Origin of the sequence: Scandinavium sp. NPDC088450 (assembly GCF_044900545.1) — a bacterium.
GTDB lineage: Bacteria > Pseudomonadota > Gammaproteobacteria > Enterobacterales > Enterobacteriaceae > Scandinavium.
The window spans coordinates 63,477-88,125 of sequence record NZ_JBJDNI010000022.1 but is presented as its reverse complement, the minus strand read 5'-3'; the positions used below and the strand labels follow the sequence as shown (position 1 = coordinate 88,125).

The following is a 24,649-nucleotide window of genomic DNA, read 5'->3' as shown; positions in this document are numbered from 1 at the left end:
ATTTGCTGAATCGTTTCTTCAGCCTTTGGTTTTGTCACCGTTTTGCTCATCGGTGAAACTCAATGACGCTGAGTTCACACAATAGCGCTCACCTGTCGGCTGCGGGCCATCCGGGAACACGTGACCGAGATGCGCATCACAGTTTCCGCAACGGATTTCCGTGCGCTGCATGCCGTGGGCGTAGTCATTCAGATAACGAATCGCCGTGTCGCTAACCGGCTCATAAAAACTCGGCCAGCCACAGCCTGAGTCGTATTTGCTTTCGGCGTTGAACAGCGGTGCATCGCAGACCAGGCAATGGTAGAGGCCGTCACGCTTGTTGTGCAGCAGACGCCCGGTGAAAGGCGGCTCGGTACCGTGCTTCTGGGTCACGTAAAACTGCATTTCGCTTAAGCTGCTTTCGAGCTCATCGGGAGTGGGTTTGTTCGCCATTGGCTCACTTCTCGCTGGATAAATATCGGCTTATGGCTCCGATTCTAACAAAACATTAACAATGAAGTGCGAACTTTTGTTCTAAACTTACTCGTTGCGAAAGGGCAGCCCGATAATCGTGATCAAAATCACATTTTTATCTCTTCTGGCCTTTAAAATTCCGGGCGCAGCCCTCATATGGAATTTGGCCCAAAGGATGAGTGAGGCGGTCAATCGTGCAAAGGCTATGCAGAGGATTGATTTGTCGCAATGATTGACACGATTCCGCTTGACGCTGCGTAAGGTTTTTGTAATTTTACAGGCAACCTTTTATTCACTAACAAATAGCTGGTGGAATATATGACTATCAAAGTAGGTATCAACGGTTTTGGCCGTATCGGTCGCATTGTTTTCCGTGCTGCTCAGGAACGTTCTGACATTGAAATCGTTGGTATCAACGATCTGTTAGACGCAGAGTACATGGCATACATGCTGAAATATGACTCAACTCACGGTCGTTTCAACGGCACCGTTGAAGTAAAAGACGGCCACCTGGTTGTTAACGGTAAAAAAATCCGTGTTACCGCTGAAAAAGATCCGGCTAACCTGAAGTGGAACGAAATCGGTGTTGACGTTGTTGCTGAAGCAACCGGTATCTTCCTGACCGACGAAACTGCTCGTAAGCACATCACTGCTGGCGCGAAAAAAGTTGTTCTGACTGGTCCATCTAAAGATGACACCCCTATGTTTGTTAAAGGCGCTAACTTTGACAAATACCAGGGTCAGGACATCGTTTCTAACGCATCTTGCACCACCAACTGCCTGGCACCGCTGGCTAAAGTTATCAACGACAACTTCGGCATCATCGAAGGTCTGATGACCACTGTTCACGCGACCACCGCAACTCAGAAAACCGTTGATGGCCCGTCTCACAAAGACTGGCGCGGCGGCCGCGGCGCAGCTCAGAACATCATCCCATCTTCTACCGGTGCTGCTAAAGCAGTAGGTAAAGTGCTGCCAGAACTGAATGGCAAACTGACTGGTATGGCGTTCCGCGTTCCAACTCCAAACGTTTCCGTTGTTGACCTGACCGTTCGTCTGGAAAAAGCAGCGTCTTACGAAACCATCAAGCAAGCTATCAAAGCGGCTTCCGAAGGCCCAATGAAAGGCGTTCTGGGTTACACCGAAGACGATGTTGTTTCTACCGATTTCAACGGTGAAGTTTGCACTTCCGTGTTCGATGCTAAAGCAGGTATCGCGCTGAACGACAACTTCGTGAAACTGGTTTCCTGGTACGATAACGAAACTGGTTACTCCAACAAAGTTCTGGACCTGATCGCTCACATCTCCAAATAAGTTGAGATGAGAACCTGATCCAAAAAGGCGACTGCGGTCGCCTTTTTTTATGCTTCTCGTTTACGGTTGAATCAAGGATTGCATCATGATTAATAAAATTTTCGCTCTCCCTGTTGTTGAACAACTTACCCCTGTTCTCTCCCGCCGTCAGTTGGACGACTTAGAACTGATCGTTGTTGACCACCCACAAGCTAAAGCGTCTTTCGCTTTGCAAGGCGCACATCTGCTTTCGTGGAAACCCGCTGGTGAAGAAGAAGTCTTGTGGCTCAGCAATAACACACCGTTCAAAACCGGTGTAGCGCTGCGTGGCGGCGTGCCAATCTGCTGGCCATGGTTTGGCCCGGCGGCACAACAAGGCCTGCCAGCGCATGGCTTTGCGCGTAACCAGGCGTGGACGTTGAAAGCGCACAATGAAGACGACAACGGTGTGGTACTGACGTTTGAACTGCAGAGCAACGAAGAAACCAAAGCGCTGTGGCCGCACGATTTCACGCTGTACGCTCGCTTTAAAGTCGGCAAAACCTGCGAAATCGAACTGGAAGCCCACGGTGAGTTTGAAACCACTTCCGCCCTGCACACCTACTTCAACGTGGGTGACATCAGCAAGGTGAAAGTCAGCGGCTTTGGCGATCGCTTCATTGATAAAGTGAACAATGCCGAAGAAGGCGTTCTGAGCGATGGCGTACAAACCTTCCCGGATCGTACTGACCGCGTTTACCTGAATGCTGAAGCCTGCAGCGTGATCCACGATGACGCGTTAGCGCGTAATATCGATGTGATTCACGGGCATCACAGCAACGTGGTTGGCTGGAACCCAGGCCCCGCGCTGTCTGTCAGCATGGGCGACATGCCAGACGACGGATACAAAACCTTCGTCTGCGTTGAAACAGCTTGTGTGACCAAACCACAGAAAGCGTCTGAAGAGAAGCCGTCCCGTCTTTCTCAGTCCATCCGTGTGGCTAAGCGTTAAGTCAGACCATATCCAGCGGCGTTTTCCGGCCAGGTGCCGGGAACGCCCTGTTCAGCTCTACCCTTTCCTCTTCACTCAGTTTGATTTCCAGCGCCTGCGCATTTTGCTTCACATGCTCAACAGAAGACGCTTTCGGAATGGCCAGCACACCAGGCTGAGCGAGCAACCACGCCAGCATAATTTGCGCCGGAGTTGAAGCGTGTGCGTGGGCAATCTGCTGAATAACAGGATGAGTGAACACGTTGTTACGTAAACGCCCTGCTTGTGCGAGCGGTGAATAGGCCATGACGGGCATCTGTTGCTGCTGACACCATGGCAGCAAATCGTACTCAATACCGCGTGACGCCAGATGGTAAAGCACCTGATTGGTGGCGCAGGCTTGTCCTCCTGACAGAGAATGAAGCTCCCTCATGTCGTCCAGATCCAGGTTTGAGACACCCCACTGGCGAATTTTGCCTTCTCGCTGCAGAGACTCCATAGCTTCAAGGGTTTCAGACAGCGCAAATTCCCCACGCCAGTGCAGCAAATAGAGATCCAGAGTATCAGTGCCCAGTCGGCGCAAGCTGGCTTCACAAGCCGCCTTCGCGCGTTGCCCTCCTGCATTCCAGGGATAGACTTTTGACACCAAATATACCTTATCGCGCTGGCCGCGAATGGCATCGCCAACGACTTCTTCCGCGCCGCCTTCGGCGTACATTTCTGCCGTATCGATGAGCGTGAGTCCGTAATCGATGCCCGCTCGCAGTGCAGTGATTTCTTCAGTTCGGTGGGAAGCGTTTTCGCCCATATACCAAGTGCCCTGACCAATGCGTGGCACGCTAATCAATTCATGGGTGTGATGTGTTCTCTGAGACATAACAACCTCCGTTTGCATGAGTGCCCTACCATAATGCAAAACAGGGCATTGCTGCCCTGTGAAATTGCACGGATTGCACTCGCATGGTGCAAATCAGAAAGTATAGGTAATGCCGGTAGAAAGCAGGCCAGTCCAGGTCTTATCGACCATTGGGCTGTCGGTGATTTCATCCGACAGACGCAGATAGCGACCCGTTCCGTAGACACTCCAGCTGTCTGTCAGTTTGTAGCTCATCGACAGCTCGATATACGGGTTGAAGCCGCTGTCCGCATCGTAGCTGCGCAGGCCGCTCTTCGAAGATTCTTTTTTTGACACACCGTAGTAGTACTCGTTCTGGTTGTCGCTGTCCCAGCGCACACCGATACCTGGCGTGACTGTCAGGGCACCGTTGGTGTAACGATAGAGCCATGCAGCATCCCAGACGATACCGTTGCTCTTGTCGAGCGTATCGCCCGCAAGTGTGGTGCGCAGGAAACCGTACTGGGTGAAGTGCATATAAGACAGGCCCGCCATCATCGTCGACTGGCGACGATCGAGCTTACGCAGCTGATTGTTGTCACTGTCGCCCGGCTTAAAATACTGCGGCGACCAGTAAGCGGTGATGGAGAGCTTATCGGCCGTGTCATTCCAGAGGTAGTACCCGCCCCCGAGACCATGGAACCAGAAGTTATTGCTTTCAAAATCAATAGCCGGCACCGGATACACATCAGTGTGATACTGTTTGTACGGATGCCCTATCACGCCAACACCGGCGCCCAACGTTAATTTGCTGTCTTCAGCATGGACAACGGACGCTGCTGTTGCGAGGAGCAGGCCTGTTGTCAGAAGTTTCAATGAGTTCACGTTGCATATCCCTTAAAAAAATACAAGCGGCTGAAGTTTACCCGCCCGTACCGCTTACCTCAAATTCTTTACTTCCACTGACAGTATTTAACCTACCAGGCTGCCATTGGCCGATGACACTTCGCTTGCAGTGAGATGACAGCCCAATGAAGGCTTGAAATTTCTTCATCTTTAAGTGGCGGTATTTTTTGATGAGTTATTGATATGTCATTGAAATTGAATTTTCACAGCATGCAAGTTTTGAAAATGCCATCTACGCTTAAATTCAGAAGGTGCAAACGCGGGGCACGTTATCCATTTCTCCCAGGTAACCTGGCACAAGGGTTGCTGAATCAGAGGTGAGAATGTCGGTGAGCGTCGTTCAGCTTACGCCTTCCGGGAGCCTCCATTATTCATACGAACGGCTCTCATCCTGTGCTAAAAAACGAAAGGACGGCATGCCATGAATATATTCGATCACTATCGCCAGCGTTATGAAGCTGCCAAGGACGAAGAGTTCACACTGCAGGAATTTCTTGCGACCTGTAAACAAGATCGCAGTGCCTATGCCAACGCGGCAGAACGACTGTTAATGGCTATTGGTGAGCCAGTGATGGTCGATACTGCCCATGAGCCACGGCTGTCCCGTCTATTTTCGAACCGCGTAGTCGCACGCTACCCGGCGTTTGAAGAGTTCTATGGTATGGAAGACGCAATCGAACAGATCGTCGCCTACCTGAAACATGCCGCTCAGGGTCTGGAAGAGAAGAAACAGATCCTCTATCTGCTGGGCCCCGTCGGCGGCGGTAAATCTTCTCTGGCTGAACGACTGAAAGCCCTGATGCAGCGCGTACCAATTTACGTGCTCAGTGCGAACGGTGAACGTAGCCCGGTTAACGATCACCCGCTGTGCCTTTTCAACCCTCAGGAAGATGCACAGATTCTGGAAAAAGAGTACGGCATTCCTAACCGCTACCTCGGCACAATTATGTCGCCGTGGGCAGCGAAACGCCTGAACGAGTTTGGTGGCGATATCACTAAATTCCGGGTGGTGAAAGTGTGGCCGTCCATTCTGGCGCAGATTGCTATCGCCAAAACTGAACCGGGCGATGAGAACAACCAGGACATCTCGGCGCTGGTCGGTAAAGTGGATATCCGTAAGCTGGAAAACCACGCACAGAACGATCCGGATGCTTATGGTTATTCCGGCGCACTGTGCCGTGCTAACCAGGGGATCATGGAATTCGTCGAGATGTTTAAAGCACCGATTAAAGTGCTGCATCCGCTGCTGACTGCGACCCAGGAAGGTAACTACAACGGCACAGAAGGTATCTCTGCCCTGCCGTTCAACGGGATTATCCTCGCGCACTCGAATGAATCTGAGTGGGTGACGTTCCGTAATAACAAAAACAATGAGGCGTTCCTTGACCGTGTGTACATCGTCAAAGTGCCTTATTGCCTGCGGATCTCCGAAGAGATCAAGATTTACGAAAAACTGCTTAATCACAGTGAGCTGACCCATGCGCCATGCGCCCCGGGCACCCTGGAAACGCTGGCTCGTTTCTCGATTCTGTCGCGTCTGAAAGAACCGGAAAACTCCAGTATTTACTCGAAAATGCGCGTGTATGACGGTGAAAGCCTGAAAGACACCGACCCGAAAGCGAAATCCTATCAGGAGTATCGCGACTACTCGGGCGTGGACGAAGGAATGAACGGTCTGTCGACTCGTTTTGCGTTCAAAATCCTCTCTCGTGTCTTTAACTTTGACCATATCGAAGTCGCGGCGAACCCGGTGCATTTGTTTTATGTGCTGGAACAGCAGATTGAACGTGAGCAGTTCCCACAGGAACAGGCTGAACGCTACCTTGAGTTCCTCAAAGGCTATCTGATCCCGAAATACGCTGAATTCATCGGCAAAGAGATCCAGACCGCCTACCTGGAATCCTACTCCGAGTACGGGCAGAACATTTTCGACCGTTATGTCACTTATGCGGACTTCTGGATTCAGGATCAGGAATACCGCGACCCGGATACCGGCCAGTTGTTTGACCGTGAATCCCTGAACGCGGAACTGGAAAAAATTGAGAAGCCTGCCGGGATCAGTAACCCGAAAGACTTCCGTAACGAAATCGTCAACTTCGTACTGCGCGCCAGAGCGAACAACAGCGGACGTAATCCGAACTGGACCAGCTACGAAAAACTGCGCACGGTTATCGAGAAGAAAATGTTCTCTAATACCGAAGAGTTGTTGCCGGTGATTTCGTTCAATGCCAAAACCTCAACCGACGAGCAGAAAAAGCACGACGATTTTGTCGACCGCATGATGGAGAAAGGCTATACCCGCAAACAGGTTCGCCTGCTGTGCGAATGGTATCTGCGCGTGCGTAAATCGTCCTGATAGCGGAAATTGCCCGGCGGCGCATGCGCTTGCCGGGCCTACAAAAAAACAGCGACCTGTAGGCCGGATTAGCACAGCGACATCCGGCATTTCCGTCGCAGCGTAAGGTTGGCAATGCAGTACGGGAGGGGCATATGACCTGGTTCATAGACCGACGCCTGAACGGTAAGAATAAAAGCGCGGTAAACCGCCAGCGCTTTTTGCGCCGCTATAAGGCGCAGATAAAACAGTCGATCTCCGAGGCCATCAATAAACGCTCGGTCACGGATATCGACAGCGGTGAATCTGTTTCCATACCCACGGACGACATCAGCGAACCGATGTTCCATCAGGGGCGCGGCGGCCTGCGCCATCGCGTCCATCCCGGTAATGATCATTTCGTCCAGAACGATCGCATCGAGCGTCCGCAAGGCGGCGGTGGCGGCGGCGGAAGTGGTCAGGGCCAGGCAAGCCCTGACGGAGAAGGCCAGGATGAGTTCGTGTTTAACATCTCCAAGGACGAATATCTCGATTTATTGTTTGAAGATTTGGCCCTGCCGAATCTGAAAAAAAATCAACATCGTCAGCTGACGGAATACAAAACGCACCGCGCGGGCTTCACCGCCAACGGTGTTCCGGCCAATATCAGCGTGGTGCGCTCGTTGCAAAATTCACTGGCGCGACGCACCGCAATGACGGCAGGAAAACGACGTGAACTGCGTGAACTGGAGGCGAACCTGGATACTGTCGCCAAAAGCGAACCGGCTCAGTTGCTGGAAGAGGAACGCCTGCGCCGTGAAATAGCAGAACTGCGGGCGAAAATCGAGAAAGTGCCGTTTATCGACACCTTCGACCTGCGTTACAAAAACTACGAGAAGCGCCCTGAGCCTTCCAGCCAGGCGGTGATGTTCTGCCTGATGGACGTGTCCGGTTCGATGGATCAGGCCACTAAGGATATGGCCAAACGCTTTTACATCCTGCTCTATCTGTTCCTGAGCCGCACTTATAAAAACGTGGAAGTGGTGTATATCCGCCACCATACGCAGGCGAAAGAAGTGGATGAGCATGAGTTCTTCTACTCGCAGGAAACGGGCGGCACCATTGTGTCGAGCGCGCTGAAACTGATGGATGAAGTGGTGAAAGAACGCTACGACCCTGCACAGTGGAATATCTATGCCGCGCAGGCCTCCGATGGCGACAACTGGGCCGATGACTCGCCGCTGTGTCATGAAATTCTGGCGAAGAAAATTCTGCCCGTAGTGCGTTATTACAGCTATATCGAGATTACTCGCCGCGCACATCAAACTCTGTGGCGTGAGTACGAGCATCTGCAATCGATGTTTGAGAACTTTGCCATGCAGCACATTCGCGACCAGGAAGATATTTACCCTGTCTTCCGCGAACTGTTCCATAAGCAAGGTTCATCGGTCAGTTAATCGCGCTCAGACCGTATCTAAGTCGATCCTAAGCCCGGCGGCGCATAGCGCTTGCCGGGCTTTTTATCACAGACTATGCTGGCTGCCTGGTTTTTTTTCATGGAGTGGCTATGTCTGAAATCTCTTCCCGCGACGTGCACCAACACCTTGTCTCACTGCTGGATAGCCAGCAGGCTCGCTTTCGCGTCATGGAACATGAAGCCATGGGCAAGTGTGAAGCCGTGTCGGAAATTCGGGGTACTGAGCTGGGGCAAGGTGCAAAAGCCCTGGTCTGTAAAGTGAAAGGCAACGGTGTGAAACAGCACGTGCTGGCGATTCTGGCAGCCGATCAACAGGCGGATTTATCCCTGTTAGCCGCGCATCTTGGCGGGTTAAAAGCTTCACTGGCAAGCCCCGCAGAAGTGGACGAACTGACCGCCTGCGTGTTTGGTGCCATTCCGCCTTTCAGCTTCCATCCTTCACTGAAGCTTATTGCGGACCCACTGCTGTTCGAGCGTTACGATGAAATCGCTTTTAACGCTGGGCTGCTGGAAAAATCGATAATCATGGATACCCAGGATTATCTGCGCATTGCCCAGCCTGAACTGGTGGCTTTCCGCAGGAGCAACGACGCTTAACCCCTTTTTTCCTTCGCCAGTAAAAAAAGCCTGTTTACTCACGACGATATGCGTAAAGTAAACGGGTTTACTTTTTTTTACTTTTGGCAAGGACTCCCTATGTTTGATCCGACTCTGCTTATCCTGCTCGGGCTGGCCGCACTCGGCATTATTAGTCATAACACCGCCGTGACCGTCTCCATTCTGGTTTTGATTATCGTGCGCGTCACCCCGCTCAACGGGTTGTTCCCCTGGATTGAAAAACAGGGATTGAGCATCGGGATTATCATCCTGACTATCGGCGTGATGGCCCCTATCGCCAGTGGCACGCTGCCTGCTTCAACGCTGTTGCACTCCTTCGTTAACTGGAAATCACTGGTAGCCATTGCTGTCGGCATTTTTGTGTCATGGCTGGGTGGGCGTGGCGTGCAGTTGATGGGCATTCAGCCGCAGCTGGTTGCCGGTTTACTGGTGGGAACGGTTCTGGGTGTCGCGCTCTTTCGCGGCGTGCCTGTCGGGCCACTTATCGCCGCCGGTATTGTTTCGCTCTTTATTGGGAAGGCGTAGTCAGCGCGTTGAGATACCGCCCCGGCGTTTGACCTAATCCTTTGCGGAACATGGTGATAAACGCCGTGGTGGATTCATAGCCTAACGACAGCGCGGTCTGTTGCACCGTTTGACCCCCAATCAGCATTTGCAACGCCAGAATCAGCTGCAACTGGTGTCGCCAGCGACGAAAGCTCAGCCCGGTTTCCTTCACCACCAGCCGCGCCAGGTTGCGTTCGCTCATCGCAAACCGACTCGCCCACTGCCCCAGCGTTTGCCACTCGGCAGGCTCTGCTGCCATCGTTTCCACCATCATGCGAATTTTGGGGTGTAACGAGACCGGGAGCTGTAACTGCTCTTGTGGTTGTTGCGGAAGTTCATCAAAAAGCACCCGAGTCAGGCGCTGCGTGGCTTCTGTCTTCAGTTCATTCCCGAGACGTGTCGAAAGCGAAAGGATCAGTTCGCGAACCAACGGCGATATCTTCAGGGTACAGCAGTGCTCAGGCATTGCCGCCGCGCCGGGTTCGATAAACAAAAAACAAAGCTGAGCCCCCGGCGTGGCGCGATTGCTGTGCGGCACAAGCCCTGGGATCCACACGGCAAACTGCGGCGGCACCATCCACATCGCATTCTCGACTTCACAGGTGATAGCCCCGTGCAACGCCAGGATCAGCTGCCCTTTACGGTGCCGATGGCTGGGAATGAACTGCTCATCTTCAGCAACCTGAATACGAAACGCCACCGCGACGTCACGCTGGCTGTCAGGTTCATAGCCGCCAAGTCCTAACCCTTTCATCTTCAGTTTGTCCGATATTAGCGATTATTTGTCATTCTGGCTTGATTCTATCATGAACAGAAAAGCGTATCGTAGCCCCTCCTGTGGATGACCGAGAAAGACATGAGTATTACGACCCTCTCTTCCCGTCGGCAAAACCTGTTACTGATTGCCGGCATTCTGCTGATTGCCACCTCTTTGCGTGTGACGTTTACCGGTGCCGCCCCTCTGCTTGACAGCATTCGTGCCGATTATGGCCTGACAACTGCCCAAACTGGGTTGCTGACCACGTTACCCCTGCTGGCTTTCGGCTTAGTTTCCCCTCTGGCCGCAGGTTTTGCGCGCCGGTTTGGTATGGAGCGCAGTCTGACGGGCGCGCTGATATTGATTTGCGCCGGTATCGCCGTGCGTTCTCTGCCTTCACCGACGCTGTTGTATGTCGGCACCGCCATTATTGGCTGCGGTATCGCACTCGGAAACGTGCTGTTACCGGGGCTTATCAAGCGTGATTTTTCCGGGCATGTGGCAAAAATGGTTGGCGCATATTCATTGACCATGGGCGGTGCTGCGGCATTAGGATCGGCGCTGGTCGTGCCTTTGGCGTTAAGTGGATTAGGCTGGCAGGGTGCATTACTGGCGTTGATGGCCTTCCCGCTGCTGGGATTCCTGGTGTGGTTGCCACAATGGCGTAATCACACGCCTGCCGCCGTGACAACGTCGCGTAGCCTGCATGATAAAGGCATCTGGCGTTCCGCTCTAGCCTGGCAGGTGACGCTGTTTCTGGGCATCAACTCGCTGGTTTACTATGTCATCATTGGCTGGCTGCCCGCCATTCTGATAAGCCACGGTTATAGCGAAGCGCAAGCAGGTTCCCTGCACGGGCTTCTCCAGCTTGCGACAGCAGCGCCAGGCCTGCTGATCCCGCTGGTGTTACACAAACTCAAAGATCAGAAAGGCATCGCAATTGGCGTGGCGCTGATGTGTGCTGTAAGCGCAGTCGGTTACTGGCTGATGCCGCAACAGGCGGTGCTGTGGACGCTGATTTTCGGCTTCGGTTCCGGTGCCACGATGATCCTCGGCCTGACGTTCATCGGCTTACGCGCAGGCTCTGCGCATCAGGCGGCTGCCCTTTCTGGTATGGCACAATCGGTGGGTTATCTGCTGGCCGCTTGCGGGCCTCCGGTGATGGGGAAAATTCACGATGCGAGCGGCGACTGGCACATTCCGCTGATCGCTGTTGCTGTGATTTCACTGATTATGGCGGTGTTTGGCGGTCTCGCCGGGCGCGATAAAGAAATTCACGGCAAGTCCTGAGGACTAACTTGTAGGCCCGGCAAGCCAGCGCCGCCGGGCATTTCACATCAGCGATGGTGGCTATTCGGCCGGGTGGCGGCTAACGCCTGACCCGGCCTACGATCTCAGGGTCAGTTAGCCGCAGCACGTAAAAACGCATGCACCAGCGGAGCAGGACGCCCCGCCAGCGCGTTACGTTCATGCTGGAACAGCGTCGCAACAAAGAACGGATGCGTGATGAGCTCGACTGCGCGAATCTCCCCTTCTTCATCCCAGCCCGTCACCCGTAATGCGCCCTCTTCCAGTTCAGAAGCAAAGTCCGGGGAAATACCGTAGTTACAGTGGTAATCCTCTTCAATGCTCAGACGACCGTACGCTTTAGCAATCAGGGTATTCGCACGCAGCTCGATCGTATCTGACTTTTCCACCAGCGAACAACTTAACGGGGCAATAACCATGCGCCCTTCGCTGTCGGTTTCGGCGTGCGCCGCGTCACTCCAGCCCTGGACATTTCGGGCATATTCGATGATCGCGTGCTGAAAACCACCGCAGGTGCCAAGGAACGGAATACTGTTTTCACGCGCATAGCGAATCGCCGTAAATGCGCCTTCTGCGTTCTTATAAGGGCTTGCCGGAACAACCCAGATTGCGTCATAGCCAACCAGGTCTTCTGCACTGCCTACCTCAGTGGTGGCAATCCAGTCGTAATCAGCCGTCAGTTCCTGTACCGCGGCGGCATCATCAATCGCCAGCGGGATCGCCTGATGGGCAATCACATCCGGATTGAAGTCGCCCACAAGGGCAATGCGCAACGTTTTTTTAGCGGGAGTGTGTTCCATGAGGGGTTCCTTATGAGCAGCAGTTTTTGGACTTCATAAGGAACCTCAGATTACCGGGATTTTACTCAGGCCACAATCCCCTTTAATGGCAGGTGGCGAGAGTTTCTTCTTCCCGCGCAACGTATTACCCTTGGGTAAAGCAGCAGCAGGAGGAAAAGGAATGATCCAGTGTAAGCGTGTCTATGACCCTGTTTCGGCGGATGACGGCTATCGGGTTCTCGTCGACCGACTTTGGCCTCGCGGCATCAAGAAAGAGGCATTGGTTCACGACGAATGGTGTAAAACGCTGACGCCCTCAAATGAGCTTCGTAAAGCCTTCCACAGCGAGGTGATTGACTTCCCGACGTTCTGCCAGCATTACCGGGCTGAACTTGAGAACAACCAGCAGGATGGCAAACGACTTGCCGGCCTTGCACAGCAAAAAACGGTGACGTTGCTGTACGCTGCCACCAACACCCAGCGTAACCATGCGCGAGTGCTGGCAGAATGGCTATCCAGCCTTACTCCATAATTTTTGCGAGTTCGTCCGCAGGCAGTGCGTCCGGCGTTAACGGCATCAAATGCTCCGGGCGCACAAACGCAAAACCGGCCTGACCGTCGACAGACAGAATATCACCGGTCACCAGCCATAATGCCCGCTGCGATTCTCTCGGCAGTTCGGTCACAACACCGTTGATGGGGTTAAGCAGACGCTCGCCAGGCTGGCACAGCGCGAACAAAGAAACGGATTTGCCGATGTTGACTCGGCCAGCGGAAGTACGAGCCCCGATAATCATTGCCACGGTGCCCGGTTTAAGCTGAATCATGTTGCTCTCGTCAGGATTGATATTAGGATAAATCTTAATACGCATTGTACCCTGGAGAGCAACGTAATGTCACGATTGAGGATGGTCGCGGCGGTAAAGTGCCCATTCATCTATCACTTCACCATTCGGCAGTTTACAGTCGCTGCGAACGCCTTGCGGAGTTTCCACCGGCACGCTTGTCCCGCCTTTCTGTTGGCAATAAACGGCAGCAGGATTTGCCATACCCATGGCTGGCGGTGGGGGTGCATCGTTATGCTGACTGGCACATCCTGCCATCAGCAGAGGCAACATCATTCCGACGTATTTCTTCACGGTGAATTCCTTACAATGGGTTGATTTCGCTTTAATCTTCACTATTTCTTCATTTTAACTGCACTTTTGCAAATTAAATTAGGACTGTTCTCGCACTGACCAGAGAACAGATCATTCCATAATCAATGAGTTTTCCCCGCCGCCCCCGGCGGGGCTTTTTAAGCGGAAATTCATCGCATTCTCCTGCTTTCGATGTATAAAATTTGATGTATTCATGGTTTACTATGATGGATAGTCGATTTATTCAGCATAGCGTGCCGTCTTCGCTGTTGAAGTGCACGGGAGTTTCCAGAAAATGTCAGATATTATTCTCGCCCGCGTTTCGCAAACCCTTGCAACGGAACAATCTCTCGAGAGCCTCGTGCGGCAACTGCTGGAGATGCTCGAGATGGTGACGCATATGGAATCGACCTATCTGACTCGTGTCGACAACAGCACTCGCTTGCAACACGTGGTTTATGCGCGTAACAGCAGCGATATGCAAATCCCCGAAGGCCACTCTCTGCCCTGGGATGAGTCACTGTGCAAACGCGCAGTCGATGAAGAATGCTATTTCAGCAACGATGTCCCCCACCGCTGGGGAGATTGCGAAGCCGCCCAGGCGCTCGGTATCAACACCTTTTTCACCACTCCGGTCCATCTTGCCGACGGTTCTCTGTACGGAACGCTGTGCGCCTCCAGCCGGGACCAACACAACTTCAGCATCAACAGTGAACATGTGCTGCACCTGTTCGCGAGCCTGATTGCCCGTTATATCGAAAAAGAGTCGCTGGTCGAGCAATTGCGCGAAGCAAACGCTGCGTTGATTGCACACTCTTATACTGATGCGCTGACAGGTCTCTCTAACCGCCGTGCGGTGTATGAGCAGCTTGATGCCCTGTTTAACAACGCGCGTAAAAATGATTCACGCGTGCTGGTGGCCTTTATCGATTTGGATGATTTCAAAGAGATTAACGACATTCACGGTCATCAGGCTGGCGATGAGTTTCTGATTCAGGTCGGACAGCGCCTCAGTTCCGTGATGAGCCACGATGATATTGTTGGCCGTCTCGGTGGCGATGAGTTCCTGGTGGCTTGCGAAATCACCACCAACCTCAAAAAAACGGCCTTTGTCGATTTATTGCGTCGACAAATTCAGGGGGTTTATCAGTTGGGCGATCACCGGATTCATTATCCCGGCGCGAGCATTGGATCCATTGATGTCTGCCCGCAGGAAATGGACGCAGAAAGCGCGATTCAGGCCGCAGACGCAGCAATGTATCTCGACAAGAAAGCCCGTCAGCAGGTCAGCGTCGCGTCCTGACGCGCCTGTTTCATTCGGTACATGTCGGCGTCCGCCTGCTGAATGGCGGCGTCCAGATCGTCATGGAACTCCGCCAATCCCCATGAAACCGACAAAGGGATAACTTCACCGCTGGCGATAAAATCATGCGCCGAGATTTCTCTGGCCACTCGCTGCGCCACTCTTTGTGCAGCCTCAAGTGAGGCGTTCTGAAGCAGGATCACAAACTCATCCCCGCCGGTTCGAATCACCACATCTTTCTCTTCACGTACGCTGGACATCATTCGCTGGGCAATCACCTGCAGTGCCCGGTCGCCGGTGTTATGCCCCCAGGTATCATTGATGGTTTTGAACTTGTTGCAATCCATCAGCACCACAACGGAATAGTCCTCTGCCCGCTCGCGCACGAACTCGAGAATTTTACGCGTAAAGCAGCCGGTAAGCGGGTCGGTGTAGACTTTGACATCACTGAGATTTAAGCGACGACGCACAACCCAGGCCAGCAGCAAGAAGAGAACAGGTGCCAGCAAAATGGCTGACCAGGCGGAAGTATCATTGAGCACGAACAGATAGACCGGGAGCTCATAACGGAACTGGTATTTAGCCGACACTTCGCGAGTTTCCGTGTCCCCCATCCAGTAGCAGACCTTCGTCAGACACAGGGATTTTCGGGTCGGTGTATTCACTAAATCCACCATTAACGCCGGAGGAATTGTGCCACCAAACGCTGCGGCTAAAGACTCGCGCAGTTCAGTGAGGGAATGGTCGTAAAGCAGATAGCCGACAATACGATCGCTGATTTCGGCCCCGGACAAATCATAGATATAGCTGACCACGCTATAGGCGGTTTCGCCGGTTATCTTGTCAGTGTAAAAGTTGGTCGCGCTACTCGCTTTCTCGTGGACGTCCTTAAGCAACAGACGGTTATAGAAGGAATCCGGCGCTTTAAAAAACTCACTGGGCTCGCTCACCATTTTCGAGTCAGAGAAGTGGAACGGGATGGAGTCGTGAGGCATAAACCAGTAAAACCAACTGGCATCATGGGAAATAATGTAGCGATGCGCGTCAAAGCGGCCAGGGTTTAGCGCGTTGATTCGGGCTCGAATGAACTCTGCTGCGCTATACATACAGCTGGCGTCTAAATTCTGGGTGCGGGAAACCAGCGTGCCAATGCGAGGATTGAGATGACTGCTGTCACCATTAATGGCCCAGGCATTGCCATCCCGGGAACGAAAACCCGATAAACCGCCGCATTCGCTGGTGCCACGAATTTGTTGAAAGCGCACGCCCGTTGCATCAGCTATCAGTTCATTGTCATTAAAGACGGTGGTCATTTGTGTGACCATCGCGTTCATTCCATCATTAACGTCTGCCAGACGCTTTTGATGGAGGAAAATCACATAAACGGTCACACACAGTAACGTCACGACCGCTGATATCAGCAGTGCCTGTCGTTTTCTCAGCGCATCCTGAACATTCTTCACCACTGCACCACTAACTCAAAATTGCTTTATTATTCAGAGACAATTTAGCGGAAATTGCCATTTTCTGCCATCTGAGAGCCTTCAATCACTTTTGCGAGCAGGAATCTGCTTCCAGAAGCACAAAACCTAGCGGGATGGCGCAGAGCAAAGTGAAGACTGTGCTATAAACGAACACCATCGCACTCTGCATGATAAACAGGGACAGTGACCCCTCGCTGTAGTGCAAATCGTAGTCCTGAACCGCCCCGCCAAAGGTCGCTCGCCCGACAATGATCAGCGCGATGACAAAGATAAATACCACGGCAAGCACAAAGCGTATTCCCTTTTTCGTCTTATATTTCTCAAGCGACATGATGGCGGTCCTTCAATGGATGTGCTGAGCGCATTTTTAACATCAAAGCCTTTAAACACCTATCTCTTTGTGCCCCCAAAAAATTGGGTGTTGGTTTTTTATTCATCACCCTTCGCGATGCACTTCGCCGCCCTCTTAATTGTTCAAAAAACAACCTCACCTGCTGTCTGTCGCATATAATTAACCACGGTGAAGCGCTCTTGACTCACAAGAGCCGCCCTCTCTTAATGAGGAGAACCCGATGGGATTGTTTAGCTTTGTTAAAGAGGCAGGTGAAAAACTCTGGGATGCCGTCACCAACCATGACGGCGATGCGCAGAGCAAAAAACTGGAGTCACACATTACCGAACTGGGTATTCCTGGTGCTGAAAACGTTAAAGTTGATGTCGCCAGCGATGGCACCGCTACAGTGACGGGCGACGGACTCACTCAGGAAGCGAAAGAAAAAATCCTGGTGGCTGTCGGCAATGTTGCCGGGATATCGCAGGTCAACGATAGCCTGAAAGCTGCAGAACCCGGTACAGAGAGCCGCTATTACACGGTGAAATCCGGCGATACGCTTAGCGCCATCGCGAAAGCCGAATATGGCAATGCCAATGATTACCCACGCATTTTTGAAGCGAATAAACCAATGCTCAAACATCCGGATAAAATCTATCCGGGCCAGGTATTGATCATCCCCAATAAACCCTGAGGAATTGATGATGAGTCTCTTCGATCAAGTTGCCGGTATGTTCGGTGGGCAAGAAGGCCAGGCCGGAACCTATCAGGCTATTTTGTCCTGGATTAACGAACAAGGCGGCATCGCGGCCTTAGTGGAGAAATTCCAACAGGGCGGGCTAGGCGGGATCGTGGAATCATGGATAAGCAGCGGAGCCAATCACCCCGTCTCGCCGGACCAGGTGACCTCTGCGCTCGGCTCCCCTGCTGTCGCTTCTCTGGCTGAAAAGCTGGGTATCGATCCGCAAACAGCCTCTAACCTGATTGCCGAGCATTTGCCGAAAGTTGTCGATACGCTTTCGCCAGAAGGCCAGGTCGACAGTCAGCAGGATTTGCTTTCAGAAGGTCTTAATCTGCTGAAAGGCAAATTATTTAGCTAACGCTCGATTTCAGGTATAAAAAAACCGCCCGATTGGGCGGTTAAAAGGACAATCAAACATTAGAGATATTTTTCAGCGGCTTTAAGAATTTCTTCTGCCGCTAATTCTCTGTCTGTGGCGACATGCACCACGTGATGATCACCCGTTAATGAGGCAAAACTGGCAGACATTATTTTTAGACTTGCCGTTTCGCCATTAGGATATTCACGTGATATTGACGTTTCATCCGGATTTACCGAGACAACAACGAGCGGTTCTGCGTTAAAAAACACGAGGACTTTTTTCATTTGTTCTCCGGCGCGGGATAAATGTCGGTCACCGTCCTGAAATATTTATCTGACGAGCCGAATGCTATTTTCTGTATTCAACAGAAGCAGAAACCGGTCGATGCCAGGTATAAATATTATCGAAGGTCACCATTGCTGATTTGCAAAATATACATTTTGCACCATGTGGATTTTTTTCCGACACATCAAACGAAGAGGTGCGGTATTGCGATCCGTGGCAGCAAGGACAGCGAAAGTGGATTGAATCAGTAATATTCAGGCCCTCAGCGCGGGACCACGTTGACAGCGGATGGACCTTTAGGACCTGCTTCAACGGAGAATTCAACTTCCTGATTTTCGTACAGAGTACGGAAATCATTGCTCTGGATAGCGGAGAAGTGGACAAACACGTCTTTGCTACCGTCTTTTGGGGTAATAAAACCGAAACCTTTCTCGGCGTTAAACCATTTTACTAAACCAGTCATTTGAGTAGACATATATTTTTACCTTTAATTATATTTCGCCCGCAGGCAGTGCTGGTCTGAAGAAACTATCGGGTACTGAGAAAACTGAAGAAGAGACATCAAAGGAAGAGAAGATGATGAGAACGACTTAAGAGAACTGTTTCAGATAACGTTTTTGTTCAAACCGATGAAGCATTAACGCATGTTCAACATCTCTTAGCAAGGTTTATCTCAGAAAGATTTGTCAGTGCGGTTCGGTTTCCTCTTAATCTGCGTATTTCTGAAATGAGATAGCGCTTTTTGTTTTAGCTTAAGGTATTGTTTCGCGCCAACCAAAAAAGGAAACCACATGGCTGAACGTAAAAATCGTCAACTTCGCCCTTCCCAGCCTGCCGGATGTACCTGTCCGAAATGCGAAAAACAATCGATGCACAGTCCATCCCGAATCAAAAAAAATAGTCCCCTCCTGTGCCCTTACTGCGGAACGTTATTTTCTGCCGCTGAATTAACCACCAGATAACCGACATCGCTATGTTTCTGTCTGCTGCACCTGTTTTATTGTTCAGGCAAAGAAGAAAATATGTGACCAAAAAACGGGAACCTTTCGGCTCCCGTTTTTTATTGCACGCCAACAAGCAGATGATTCTTCACGGTGATCGCGCCACCAAACTCACTTCCAGCTTACGGGTGTTCATCTGTAGTCTTGACACTGTATACAAATACAGTAAATTACCTGTATATCCAAACAGTAAAAGGAATCGAAAGTGTTTGTGGAACTGATTTACGACAAGCGAAATTTTGAGGGGTTACCCGGTGCGAAAGACATCATTCTGGGCGAGCTGACAAAACGAATCCATCGTGTCTTTCCCGATGCTGATGTACGCGTAAAGCCTATGATGTCACTCCCCTCGATTAACACCGATGCGAGTAAGCACGAAAAAGAGCGCATCAGCGCTGCCGTTCAGGAAATGTTTGAAGAAGCCGACATGTGGTTAGCTGAAGAATAAAATGGGTAGAAGCCGCATTCCGTCGCTTCTCCTCTGACTGACTACAGCGACGAATAAAAACGGGAACCTTTCGGCTCCCGCTTTTTATTGCAATCCAGCAAACAGATTACATGTTCGCGATAATTGCGTCACCAAACTCTGAACATTTCAGCAGCTTAGCGCCTTCCATCAGACGTTCGAAGTCATAGGTCACGGTCTTGGCAGCGATAGCGCCTTCCATGCCTTTAACAATCAGGTCTGCGGCTTCGAACCATTCCATGTGACGCAGCAGTAGATTTAGTAATACATAATATCCCATTGAATCAAAACGTTTTTATGCCTAGCAAGTATCAGAACTTGCTATTTTTGCCTTCACCATAACTCGCTGATTTTGTATAGTTTACGTAGAGTTTTGATAACCACTTTAGGGCTAAATGGAGGTAAGCTTGAAAACTTCTGTTCTCATTCAGAAATTAATGGAAATTGATAAAACTGTTCCATTCGATGCGGACGTAGTGACCGGTGAGGAATGGTGGCCAACCCCGATTTCTCGTGTTTATCACAATCCGCCACATACCTACGTTGAATTTGAACCAGGTCAACAATCGCAAGATGATCCTGACGATCTGAGTGTTTATAGCGAATTAGAAATTCGCGCACATCAAATGATGCAAATCAGAGATTTTGTCCAGTCTAACAAGGGGCTCAAACCTGAAGAAATTGTTTCGGAATTAAACGTTCTAATTGATCGACTGAGAGCGATGGCTGAGGCAATTTTGAAACAATAATTCATGTTCTATGTTTTTCTTACCGGCGATGGGTTCAACTCCCGCCAGCTCCACCAATCATGATTGGACAGTGCAAGGACAGCACCTGCAAAAACAGGAAGTTAGCAGTCTCGGCAGGACATCGACCAGACGGTGGTGAGACTAAAAAGGATACGTAAAGGAGCCGCGGCTCCTGAGCGATGAAGAAGCCCGCTTTGCGGGCTTTTTTGTGTCCATCACTCACCCCCCCCTACAATTCTCTTAACTCCTATAATTTAATTTTTTATAGGGGGTTCTATGTGTGGACGATTTGCTCAATCCCAAACTCGTGAAGAGTACCTGGCATTTCTGGCCGACGAAGCCGATCGTGACATCGCATATGATCCAGAACCTATTGGCCGGTACAACGTCGCGCCCGGCACCAAAGTCTTGCTACTGAGCGAGCGTGACGAACAATTACACCTCGACCCTGTCCTGTGGTCATACGCGCCCGGGTGGTGGGATAAACCGCCACTGATTAACGCTCGCCTCGAAACCGCGGCAACGAGCCGGATGTTTAAACCACTATGGCAGCATGGCCGGGCTATTTGCTTTGCCGATGGATGGTTTGAGTGGAAGAAGGAGGGCGACAAGAAGCAGCCATACTTTATTCATCGGGCTGACGGCAAGCCAATTTTCATGGCAGCTATCGGCAGCACACCTTTTGAACGTGGCGATGAAGCAGAAGGTTTTATGATTGTTACCGGCGCGGCGGATAAAGGGCTGATTGATGTGCATGATCGGCGGCCGCTGGTTTTGACACCTGAAGCCGCCCGCGAATGGATGAGGCAGGATATTGGTGGAAAAGAAGCGGAGGCGATCGCAGCAGATGGTTTAGTCCCTGCGGACGCGTTTGTTTGGCATGCAGTATCACGCGCCGTCGGCAATGTAAAAAATCAAGGTAAGGAATTGTTGGAACCAATACAAAGTTAATATTATTATGTAATTAACTAGGATAATTTAATCAGGGATTGAAAATGGCCTACTGCTGTGATTGTAAAAACCCTATACATTCCGGTGCAAAAAAATGTCATCACTGCGGGAGTTATCAAAACTGGATAAGGCATCTCAATACTTTTGCCCTATTCACGGGATTCTCACTTACATTGCTTTCTATCTGGACCATACCATTTATTAGTGGTGCATTTCAGTCAAAGCAAGCGGAGATCGCAACCTCGATTATCGCGGGTGAATCAAACAAGCTTGAATTTATGATTGCAAACACTGGCAATCAGCCTGCAGCCATAACGTCTATTGAAATAGATAGTAAAATGAGTTTTGGAATTGGGACGTGGTATTTGGAGAATCAACTCGCTGGCTCGCTTCTAGAGCCAGGCCAAGCAAAAGTACTTAATGCTTCGAACGGTTCGCCAATTCCTTCACCACTATCAACCCAAGTAGAAAATATACTTGGTAGCAAAGAGGATCTTAAGAAAAATTGTACCTTGGTCATCCAATACGTTGAGCTGAATGGCAGCAATAAAACATTTAACTATCCTTTTGCTTGTGTACCCGTAAACTTTAATGCCCCACGAGGTGAACTATCGGACAATCAGTAGATCCTTATAACGAGTGGTATACCGAGGTGAAAGCATCTCGCGCTTCATCTGCCACTGCTGCTGTATGCCTTGCCCCGCAAAATACAACGTGCCGCGCCCATCTTTTGCGTTGAGATGATCCAGCACCTCCATCAGCTTGCCACTGTTATGCCGTGGCGCATTTTCATCGAACAGATTGAGCTGTGCTACGCCCTGGCTGTAGAAATCGCCCAGCACCACTCCTGCTTTCTGGTAACGGTGCCCATCTTTCCAGATGGCATCGAGGCAACGTGTAGCTGCACCGATGATGTCCCGGCTATCCTGCGTTGGTGTCATGAGCTTAATTGACGAACTGTTGCCGTAATACGGCTCATTCAAAGCGAATGGCGAGGTTTTAACGAAGGCCGATACGAACCTACAATACTGATGCTCACCACGAAGTTTCTCCGCAGCACGGGTGGCATAACTGCAGATCGCCTGTCGCATTTCCACGTAATCCGTGATACGTCCGCCGAATGAGCGCGAACAGACGATCTCCTGTTTGACGGGGGCAAACTCTTCGAGCTCCAGACACGGCTCACCACGCAGCTCCCTGACCGTTCTCTCAAGCACCACGTTAAAGTGCCTTCTGATAAACCGGACGTCAGTATCAGCCAGCTGCAGCACTGTCTTGATCCCCATCGCCTCCAACTTTTTGGAAATGCGGCGACCAACGCCCCACACTTCATCAACCGGCAGCGCGGCCATGAGCTTTCTTTGGCGTTCGATATTGGATAGATCAACCACCCCGCCGGTCTGCCGTTGCCATTGTTTTGCTGCATGGTTCGCAAGCTTGGCCAGGGTCTTTGTCTGGGCTATGCCTACGCCGACGGTTAGATGCGTGCGCTGCAAAACAGTCGCGCGAATCTCCTTCCCAAATTCAGTCAGGTCGCGACAATTGCGGACCCCAGTCAGATCACAGAATGCCTCATCGATTGAGTAAATCTCGCAGCGTGGCGACATTTCCTCCAGGGTACTCATCACCCTGTTGGAGATATCCGCATAGAGCTCATAGTTGCTGCTGAAGCAGACTACACCGTGGCGCCGAAATAAATCTTTTTGCTTGAAGTATGGATCGCCCATCTTGATGCCAATCTTCTTGGCCTCTGCCGATCGGGCGATCACGCAGCCGTCGTTGTTGGATAAAACGGCTACAGGCCGCCCCTTCAGGTCCGGGCGAAATACCGTCTCGCAGCTGGCGTAAAACGAGTTCACATCACACAGCGCAAACATGTTTAACTCGCCGACTTCACGATGTAGGTGACAACACCAAACACTTCGAGATTATCTTCACTACCGATCATGATAGGCCCGTATGCCGGATTCTCAGGCTTGAGCATGACAATGGGGTGTAGCTGCAGCCGCTTAACGGTGAACTCGCCGTCGACCGCAGCGATCACGATGTCGCCATGGCTCGGCTTTCGGGAGCTGTCCACCACCAGCAGGTCACCCTCGCCTATGCCTGCATCGCGCATTGAGTCGCCAGAGGATTTTACAAAATACGTCGCACTGGGATGCTGCACCATCAGCTCATTAAGATCGATCCGCTGTTCGACATAATCCTGTGCTGGGCTCGGGAATCCACAAGGAACCAGGTCGCCAAAAAGTGGCAATGCTACTATCTGACGCAAATCAGAAGGTGTGAGAAACTGCATGATAATCACCGTAAAAATTTGAGAGAGGTTACATCACAGAAAGTTCATCGAACGCGGTGCGACTGATGATGTGCGTTACCACGCCGATCACTTCAATATCATCGAGAGCTTCATGCGCCCATCTGGCGACACCGCCCCAGCAAATGAGGCCGCCGGACGCGCAATACCCCACGGCCGAAGCAATTTTGTCAGGCATGAGTCTGTGCATCTCTCTCACCTCCGAACGGTTTCGGGGTGCTGTGTTGTGGGGAAATTCAGGTTTCAGGGCCATGGTGCTGCATGGCTTCATCGAGGATGAAACCCTGAGCCTGAAATGAAAAAAGCCACCAGTTTGGTGATCTTAGCAATGAGTCAAAAAATTTCACATTCAGCTCACCTTGTGAGCCGAATATCTCTTAACGTGGTTTTGGGCCCGGTGAAAATTTGCTTTTCAACCCTTTTCTTCTGCTTTTTACATCTGGGAAAAGATCCACCATGATGTCTGTGCAGCGATTTAATGATTCGCTTGCTGCAATTAAACCAGAATAAATAAAACCCTTATGAGTGTCGTTCATTATTCCAGTACCACGCCCATTAGGTTCAATTCGGTAAAATGAATAAGGTAAGATATGAGTAAAATTAGATAGATGATCAAAAATGACGTTAAAGCCATCTTTATCAATGCCACATAGTGCTAAAAGCTCGTCCCTACTATGAATGGTAAGGATTTTACCCTGCCTACATTTTTTCTGTATCTCCCCCGGGAGGTTGCGATAGTACTCCAGCGATGACAATTCATTGATTAACTTTTCCTTTTCGCCACAAAAGAAAGTCACACCATCTTCATCCCCAGATACTTCTAAAAGCTTAATTCTTCTGTTGCAATCATTCAGATGAAAAATTTTCAGTTTCACCAACCATTCTTCTTCACTTTTTGGTGGCTGCGCTATGTAGTAGAGGAGTAATTCACCTTCCATTATTGCCCTAACATGCGGTGCAATGCATGAATAATCCCACAAATCATGATCCGCTTTAAACCATCTGCTTTTAGGGGAATTACGCATGATAAGAGATGCATGCATGCAGAGCCGAGTAAAAATGAAGCTAGCCCATCCTTTATATGGTTCTTCGAATCGATTTGCTAAAGCCTGGCCAACAGCCATAGACTCACAGGTAGCTATGTCGCAATACCTAAGCGCTTGGTGATAATCATCCATCGTGACATCAGCAGGCCTACCTTTTGCTTCAATATCCATATGCCCTCCTAAGAAGAACATATAGTACACAAAGACGATAAAACCCC

The 24,649-nt window shown here is 50.9% G+C and carries 32 protein-coding genes and 1 pseudogene; 16 read left to right on the top strand and 17 right to left on the bottom strand.

What is annotated here, in order from left to right:
- Positions 1 to 18 precede the first annotated feature (18 nt).
- Positions 19 to 432, bottom strand: coding sequence for a peptide-methionine (R)-S-oxide reductase MsrB (gene msrB, locus ACI2I2_RS18020; RefSeq protein ID WP_404659128.1), 414 nt, complete (start codon positions 430 to 432; stop codon positions 19 to 21).
- Positions 433 to 771: 339 nt separating this feature from the next.
- On the opposite strand from msrB, the gene gapA reads away from it, so the two are divergent.
- Together gapA and ACI2I2_RS18010 are read left to right on the top strand one after the other, a co-directional pair.
- Positions 772 to 1,767, top strand: coding sequence for a glyceraldehyde-3-phosphate dehydrogenase (gene gapA, locus ACI2I2_RS18015; protein ID WP_404659127.1), 996 nt, complete (start codon positions 772 to 774; stop codon positions 1,765 to 1,767).
- Positions 1,768 to 1,852: 85 nt separating this feature from the next.
- Positions 1,853 to 2,737: a D-hexose-6-phosphate mutarotase gene (locus tag ACI2I2_RS18010; RefSeq protein WP_404659126.1), complete on the top strand. Its 885-nt coding sequence runs from the start codon at positions 1,853 to 1,855 to the stop codon at positions 2,735 to 2,737.
- Between the two features lies 1 nt (position 2,738).
- Here ACI2I2_RS18010 and ACI2I2_RS18005 read toward each other — a convergent pair whose 3' ends face one another.
- Both ACI2I2_RS18005 and ACI2I2_RS18000 read right to left on the bottom strand, forming a co-directional pair.
- Entirely contained in the window at positions 2,739 to 3,593 is an 855-nt protein-coding gene (locus ACI2I2_RS18005; protein WP_404659125.1) for an aldo/keto reductase, read from the bottom strand.
- A 93-nt stretch (positions 3,594 to 3,686) separates the two neighbouring features.
- Positions 3,687 to 4,436 carry a MipA/OmpV family protein gene (locus tag ACI2I2_RS18000; RefSeq protein WP_404659124.1) on the bottom strand — a complete coding sequence of 250 codons (750 nt, stop codon included), beginning with the start codon at positions 4,434 to 4,436 and terminating at the stop codon, positions 3,687 to 3,689.
- Between the two features lie 442 nt (positions 4,437 to 4,878).
- Here ACI2I2_RS18000 and yeaG point away from each other — a divergent pair, with 442 nt between their 5' ends.
- The 4 genes from yeaG (at position 4,879) to ACI2I2_RS17980 (ending at position 9,391) form a co-directional block, all read left to right on the top strand.
- Entirely contained in the window at positions 4,879 to 6,813 is a 1,935-nt protein-coding gene (gene yeaG, locus ACI2I2_RS17995; protein WP_404659123.1) for a protein kinase YeaG, read from the top strand.
- Between the two features lie 134 nt (positions 6,814 to 6,947).
- Positions 6,948 to 8,228, top strand: coding sequence for a YeaH/YhbH family protein (locus ACI2I2_RS17990; RefSeq protein ID WP_404659122.1), 1,281 nt, complete (start codon positions 6,948 to 6,950; stop codon positions 8,226 to 8,228).
- A 110-nt stretch (positions 8,229 to 8,338) separates the two neighbouring features.
- Positions 8,339 to 8,845 carry a YbaK/prolyl-tRNA synthetase associated domain-containing protein gene (locus tag ACI2I2_RS17985; protein ID WP_404659121.1) on the top strand — a complete coding sequence of 169 codons (507 nt, stop codon included), beginning with the start codon at positions 8,339 to 8,341 and terminating at the stop codon, positions 8,843 to 8,845.
- A 99-nt stretch (positions 8,846 to 8,944) separates the two neighbouring features.
- Positions 8,945 to 9,391, top strand: coding sequence for a DUF441 domain-containing protein (locus ACI2I2_RS17980; protein ID WP_404659120.1), 447 nt, complete (start codon positions 8,945 to 8,947; stop codon positions 9,389 to 9,391).
- Here the strand turns inward: ACI2I2_RS17980 and ACI2I2_RS17975 are convergent.
- Positions 9,375 to 10,166 carry an AraC family transcriptional regulator gene (locus ACI2I2_RS17975; protein WP_404659119.1) on the bottom strand — a complete coding sequence of 264 codons (792 nt, stop codon included), beginning with the start codon at positions 10,164 to 10,166 and terminating at the stop codon, positions 9,375 to 9,377. The two genes, ACI2I2_RS17980 and ACI2I2_RS17975, sit on opposite strands and share 17 nt — an antisense overlap.
- Before the next feature lie 102 nt (positions 10,167 to 10,268).
- On the opposite strand from ACI2I2_RS17975, the gene ACI2I2_RS17970 reads away from it, so the two are divergent.
- Positions 10,269 to 11,459 (top strand): CynX/NimT family MFS transporter, encoded by a 1,191-nt coding sequence (locus tag ACI2I2_RS17970; protein WP_404659118.1) that lies wholly within the window; start codon positions 10,269 to 10,271, stop codon positions 11,457 to 11,459.
- A 110-nt stretch (positions 11,460 to 11,569) separates the two neighbouring features.
- On the opposite strand, the gene ACI2I2_RS17965 is transcribed toward ACI2I2_RS17970, so the two are convergent.
- Complete coding sequence (locus tag ACI2I2_RS17965; protein WP_404659117.1) at positions 11,570 to 12,277, bottom strand: CTP synthase; 708 nt, start codon at positions 12,275 to 12,277, stop codon at positions 11,570 to 11,572.
- 160 nt (positions 12,278 to 12,437) lie between these two features.
- On the opposite strand from ACI2I2_RS17965, the gene ACI2I2_RS17960 reads away from it, so the two are divergent.
- Positions 12,438 to 12,788 carry a DUF488 domain-containing protein gene (locus ACI2I2_RS17960; protein ID WP_404659116.1) on the top strand — a complete coding sequence of 117 codons (351 nt, stop codon included), beginning with the start codon at positions 12,438 to 12,440 and terminating at the stop codon, positions 12,786 to 12,788.
- On the opposite strand, the gene ACI2I2_RS17955 is transcribed toward ACI2I2_RS17960, so the two are convergent.
- Positions 12,778 to 13,083 carry a hypothetical protein gene (locus ACI2I2_RS17955; RefSeq protein ID WP_330981989.1) on the bottom strand — a complete coding sequence of 102 codons (306 nt, stop codon included), beginning with the start codon at positions 13,081 to 13,083 and terminating at the stop codon, positions 12,778 to 12,780. The two genes, ACI2I2_RS17960 and ACI2I2_RS17955, sit on opposite strands and share 11 nt — an antisense overlap.
- A 69-nt stretch (positions 13,084 to 13,152) precedes the next feature.
- A complete protein-coding gene (locus ACI2I2_RS17950; protein WP_404659134.1) occupies positions 13,153 to 13,377 on the bottom strand; it encodes a DUF333 domain-containing protein in 225 nt (74 codons plus the stop codon).
- Between the two features lie 313 nt (positions 13,378 to 13,690).
- Here ACI2I2_RS17950 and ACI2I2_RS17945 point away from each other — a divergent pair, with 313 nt between their 5' ends.
- On the top strand, positions 13,691 to 14,698 hold the full coding sequence (locus ACI2I2_RS17945; RefSeq protein ID WP_404659115.1) for a diguanylate cyclase domain-containing protein: 1,008 nt from the start codon (positions 13,691 to 13,693) through the stop codon (positions 14,696 to 14,698).
- On the opposite strand, the gene ACI2I2_RS17940 is transcribed toward ACI2I2_RS17945, so the two are convergent.
- Both ACI2I2_RS17940 and ACI2I2_RS17935 read right to left on the bottom strand, forming a co-directional pair.
- Complete coding sequence (locus ACI2I2_RS17940; RefSeq protein ID WP_404659114.1) at positions 14,674 to 16,161, bottom strand: GGDEF domain-containing protein; 1,488 nt, start codon at positions 16,159 to 16,161, stop codon at positions 14,674 to 14,676. The genes ACI2I2_RS17945 and ACI2I2_RS17940 overlap by 25 nt on opposite strands.
- A gap of 85 nt (positions 16,162 to 16,246) precedes the next feature.
- Positions 16,247 to 16,513 carry a DUF2534 family protein gene (locus tag ACI2I2_RS17935; protein ID WP_404659113.1) on the bottom strand — a complete coding sequence of 89 codons (267 nt, stop codon included), beginning with the start codon at positions 16,511 to 16,513 and terminating at the stop codon, positions 16,247 to 16,249.
- A 241-nt stretch (positions 16,514 to 16,754) separates the two neighbouring features.
- On the opposite strand from ACI2I2_RS17935, the gene lysM reads away from it, so the two are divergent.
- Positions 16,755 to 17,207: a peptidoglycan-binding protein LysM gene (lysM, locus tag ACI2I2_RS17930; protein ID WP_404659112.1), complete on the top strand. Its 453-nt coding sequence runs from the start codon at positions 16,755 to 16,757 to the stop codon at positions 17,205 to 17,207.
- Positions 17,208 to 17,217: 10 nt separating this feature from the next.
- Positions 17,218 to 17,613 (top strand): YidB family protein, encoded by a 396-nt coding sequence (locus ACI2I2_RS17925; RefSeq protein ID WP_404659111.1) that lies wholly within the window; start codon positions 17,218 to 17,220, stop codon positions 17,611 to 17,613.
- Positions 17,614 to 17,672: 59 nt separating this feature from the next.
- Here ACI2I2_RS17925 and ACI2I2_RS17920 read toward each other — a convergent pair whose 3' ends face one another.
- The 3 genes from ACI2I2_RS17920 to ACI2I2_RS17910 all read right to left on the bottom strand — a co-directional run bounded on the left by ACI2I2_RS17920 (position 17,673) and on the right by ACI2I2_RS17910 (position 18,376).
- Entirely contained in the window at positions 17,673 to 17,900 is a 228-nt protein-coding gene (locus tag ACI2I2_RS17920; RefSeq protein WP_330981992.1) for a hypothetical protein, read from the bottom strand.
- Between the two features lie 64 nt (positions 17,901 to 17,964).
- Entirely contained in the window at positions 17,965 to 18,153 is a 189-nt protein-coding gene (locus tag ACI2I2_RS17915) for a cold-shock protein (protein WP_404659133.1), read from the bottom strand.
- Between the two features lie 10 nt (positions 18,154 to 18,163).
- On the bottom strand, positions 18,164 to 18,376 hold the full coding sequence (locus ACI2I2_RS17910; RefSeq protein ID WP_404659110.1) for a cold shock domain-containing protein: 213 nt from the start codon (positions 18,374 to 18,376) through the stop codon (positions 18,164 to 18,166).
- 316 nt (positions 18,377 to 18,692) lie between these two features.
- Between ACI2I2_RS17910 and ACI2I2_RS17905 the strand changes: the two genes are divergently transcribed.
- Positions 18,693 to 18,863: a YnfU family zinc-binding protein gene (locus tag ACI2I2_RS17905; protein ID WP_404659109.1), complete on the top strand. Its 171-nt coding sequence runs from the start codon at positions 18,693 to 18,695 to the stop codon at positions 18,861 to 18,863.
- Between the two features lie 244 nt (positions 18,864 to 19,107).
- The gene (locus ACI2I2_RS17900; RefSeq protein WP_404659108.1) at positions 19,108 to 19,350 is read left to right on the top strand and encodes a DinI family protein; all 243 of its coding nucleotides are present in this window, start codon (positions 19,108 to 19,110) and stop codon (positions 19,348 to 19,350) included.
- A 106-nt stretch (positions 19,351 to 19,456) separates the two neighbouring features.
- On the opposite strand, the pseudogene ACI2I2_RS17895 reads toward ACI2I2_RS17900, so the two are convergent.
- Positions 19,457 to 19,624, bottom strand: a pseudogene (locus tag ACI2I2_RS17895) (NADP-dependent isocitrate dehydrogenase); the annotation flags it as partial.
- Positions 19,625 to 19,775: 151 nt separating this feature from the next.
- Between ACI2I2_RS17895 and ACI2I2_RS17890 the strand changes: the two are divergent.
- The 3 genes from ACI2I2_RS17890 to ACI2I2_RS17880 all read left to right on the top strand — a co-directional run bounded on the left by ACI2I2_RS17890 (position 19,776) and on the right by ACI2I2_RS17880 (position 21,694).
- Positions 19,776 to 20,117, top strand: a complete 342-nt coding sequence (locus ACI2I2_RS17890; RefSeq protein WP_404659107.1) for a hypothetical protein — start codon at positions 19,776 to 19,778, stop codon at positions 20,115 to 20,117.
- 276 nt (positions 20,118 to 20,393) lie between these two features.
- Positions 20,394 to 21,068 carry an SOS response-associated peptidase gene (locus ACI2I2_RS17885; RefSeq protein ID WP_404659106.1) on the top strand — a complete coding sequence of 225 codons (675 nt, stop codon included), beginning with the start codon at positions 20,394 to 20,396 and terminating at the stop codon, positions 21,066 to 21,068.
- A 44-nt stretch (positions 21,069 to 21,112) separates the two neighbouring features.
- Complete coding sequence (locus ACI2I2_RS17880; RefSeq protein WP_404659105.1) at positions 21,113 to 21,694, top strand: hypothetical protein; 582 nt, start codon at positions 21,113 to 21,115, stop codon at positions 21,692 to 21,694.
- Here ACI2I2_RS17880 and ACI2I2_RS17875 read toward each other — a convergent pair.
- The 4 genes from ACI2I2_RS17875 to ACI2I2_RS17860 all read right to left on the bottom strand — a co-directional run bounded on the left by ACI2I2_RS17875 (position 21,677) and on the right by ACI2I2_RS17860 (position 24,602).
- Positions 21,677 to 22,945, bottom strand: a complete 1,269-nt coding sequence (locus ACI2I2_RS17875) for a Y-family DNA polymerase (RefSeq protein WP_404659104.1) — start codon at positions 22,943 to 22,945, stop codon at positions 21,677 to 21,679. The two genes, ACI2I2_RS17880 and ACI2I2_RS17875, sit on opposite strands and share 18 nt — an antisense overlap.
- 2 nt (positions 22,946 to 22,947) lie before the next feature.
- The gene (locus ACI2I2_RS17870) at positions 22,948 to 23,367 is read right to left on the bottom strand and encodes a translesion error-prone DNA polymerase V autoproteolytic subunit (RefSeq protein WP_404659103.1); all 420 of its coding nucleotides are present in this window, start codon (positions 23,365 to 23,367) and stop codon (positions 22,948 to 22,950) included.
- 28 nt (positions 23,368 to 23,395) lie between these two features.
- A complete protein-coding gene (locus ACI2I2_RS17865) occupies positions 23,396 to 23,575 on the bottom strand; it encodes a hypothetical protein (RefSeq protein WP_404659102.1) in 180 nt (59 codons plus the stop codon).
- 187 nt (positions 23,576 to 23,762) lie between these two features.
- Entirely contained in the window at positions 23,763 to 24,602 is an 840-nt protein-coding gene (locus tag ACI2I2_RS17860) for a hypothetical protein (protein WP_404659101.1), read from the bottom strand.
- Positions 24,603 to 24,649: the final 47 nt, after the last annotated feature.

Bases quoted from the DNA above. Each gene is read 5' to 3' on its own strand.
- ACI2I2_RS17910 (WP_404659110.1), bottom strand. From the start codon at position 18,376: ATGTCTACTCAAATGACTGGTTTAGTAAAATGGTTTAACGCCGAGAAA.
- ACI2I2_RS17945 (WP_404659115.1), top strand. From the start codon at position 13,691: ATGTCAGATATTATTCTCGCCCGCGTTTCGCAAACCCTTGCAACGGAA.
- lysM (WP_404659112.1), top strand. From the start codon at position 16,755: ATGGGATTGTTTAGCTTTGTTAAAGAGGCAGGTGAAAAACTCTGGGAT.
- ACI2I2_RS17985 (WP_404659121.1), top strand. From the start codon at position 8,339: ATGTCTGAAATCTCTTCCCGCGACGTGCACCAACACCTTGTCTCACTG.
- ACI2I2_RS17860 (WP_404659101.1), bottom strand. From the start codon at position 24,602: ATGGATATTGAAGCAAAAGGTAGGCCTGCTGATGTCACGATGGATGAT.
- ACI2I2_RS17980 (WP_404659120.1), top strand. From the start codon at position 8,945: ATGTTTGATCCGACTCTGCTTATCCTGCTCGGGCTGGCCGCACTCGGC.
- ACI2I2_RS17975 (WP_404659119.1), bottom strand. From the start codon at position 10,166: ATGAAAGGGTTAGGACTTGGCGGCTATGAACCTGACAGCCAGCGTGAC.
- ACI2I2_RS17920 (WP_330981992.1), bottom strand. From the start codon at position 17,900: ATGAAAAAAGTCCTCGTGTTTTTTAACGCAGAACCGCTCGTTGTTGTC.
- gapA (WP_404659127.1), top strand. From the start codon at position 772: ATGACTATCAAAGTAGGTATCAACGGTTTTGGCCGTATCGGTCGCATT.
- ACI2I2_RS17925 (WP_404659111.1), top strand. From the start codon at position 17,218: ATGAGTCTCTTCGATCAAGTTGCCGGTATGTTCGGTGGGCAAGAAGGC.
- ACI2I2_RS17955 (WP_330981989.1), bottom strand. From the start codon at position 13,083: ATGATTCAGCTTAAACCGGGCACCGTGGCAATGATTATCGGGGCTCGT.
- msrB (WP_404659128.1), bottom strand. From the start codon at position 432: ATGGCGAACAAACCCACTCCCGATGAGCTCGAAAGCAGCTTAAGCGAA.
- ACI2I2_RS17885 (WP_404659106.1), top strand. From the start codon at position 20,394: ATGTGTGGACGATTTGCTCAATCCCAAACTCGTGAAGAGTACCTGGCA.
- ACI2I2_RS17875 (WP_404659104.1), bottom strand. From the start codon at position 22,945: ATGTTTGCGCTGTGTGATGTGAACTCGTTTTACGCCAGCTGCGAGACG.
- ACI2I2_RS17880 (WP_404659105.1), top strand. From the start codon at position 21,113: ATGGCCTACTGCTGTGATTGTAAAAACCCTATACATTCCGGTGCAAAA.
- ACI2I2_RS17870 (WP_404659103.1), bottom strand. From the start codon at position 23,367: ATGCAGTTTCTCACACCTTCTGATTTGCGTCAGATAGTAGCATTGCCA.
- ACI2I2_RS18005 (WP_404659125.1), bottom strand. From the start codon at position 3,593: ATGTCTCAGAGAACACATCACACCCATGAATTGATTAGCGTGCCACGC.
- ACI2I2_RS18010 (WP_404659126.1), top strand. From the start codon at position 1,853: ATGATTAATAAAATTTTCGCTCTCCCTGTTGTTGAACAACTTACCCCT.
- ACI2I2_RS17935 (WP_404659113.1), bottom strand. From the start codon at position 16,513: ATGTCGCTTGAGAAATATAAGACGAAAAAGGGAATACGCTTTGTGCTT.
- ACI2I2_RS17950 (WP_404659134.1), bottom strand. From the start codon at position 13,377: ATGATGTTGCCTCTGCTGATGGCAGGATGTGCCAGTCAGCATAACGAT.
- yeaG (WP_404659123.1), top strand. From the start codon at position 4,879: ATGAATATATTCGATCACTATCGCCAGCGTTATGAAGCTGCCAAGGAC.
- ACI2I2_RS17960 (WP_404659116.1), top strand. From the start codon at position 12,438: ATGATCCAGTGTAAGCGTGTCTATGACCCTGTTTCGGCGGATGACGGC.
- ACI2I2_RS17865 (WP_404659102.1), bottom strand. From the start codon at position 23,575: ATGCACAGACTCATGCCTGACAAAATTGCTTCGGCCGTGGGGTATTGC.
- ACI2I2_RS17990 (WP_404659122.1), top strand. From the start codon at position 6,948: ATGACCTGGTTCATAGACCGACGCCTGAACGGTAAGAATAAAAGCGCG.
- ACI2I2_RS17965 (WP_404659117.1), bottom strand. From the start codon at position 12,277: ATGGAACACACTCCCGCTAAAAAAACGTTGCGCATTGCCCTTGTGGGC.
- ACI2I2_RS17970 (WP_404659118.1), top strand. From the start codon at position 10,269: ATGAGTATTACGACCCTCTCTTCCCGTCGGCAAAACCTGTTACTGATT.
- ACI2I2_RS17905 (WP_404659109.1), top strand. From the start codon at position 18,693: ATGGCTGAACGTAAAAATCGTCAACTTCGCCCTTCCCAGCCTGCCGGA.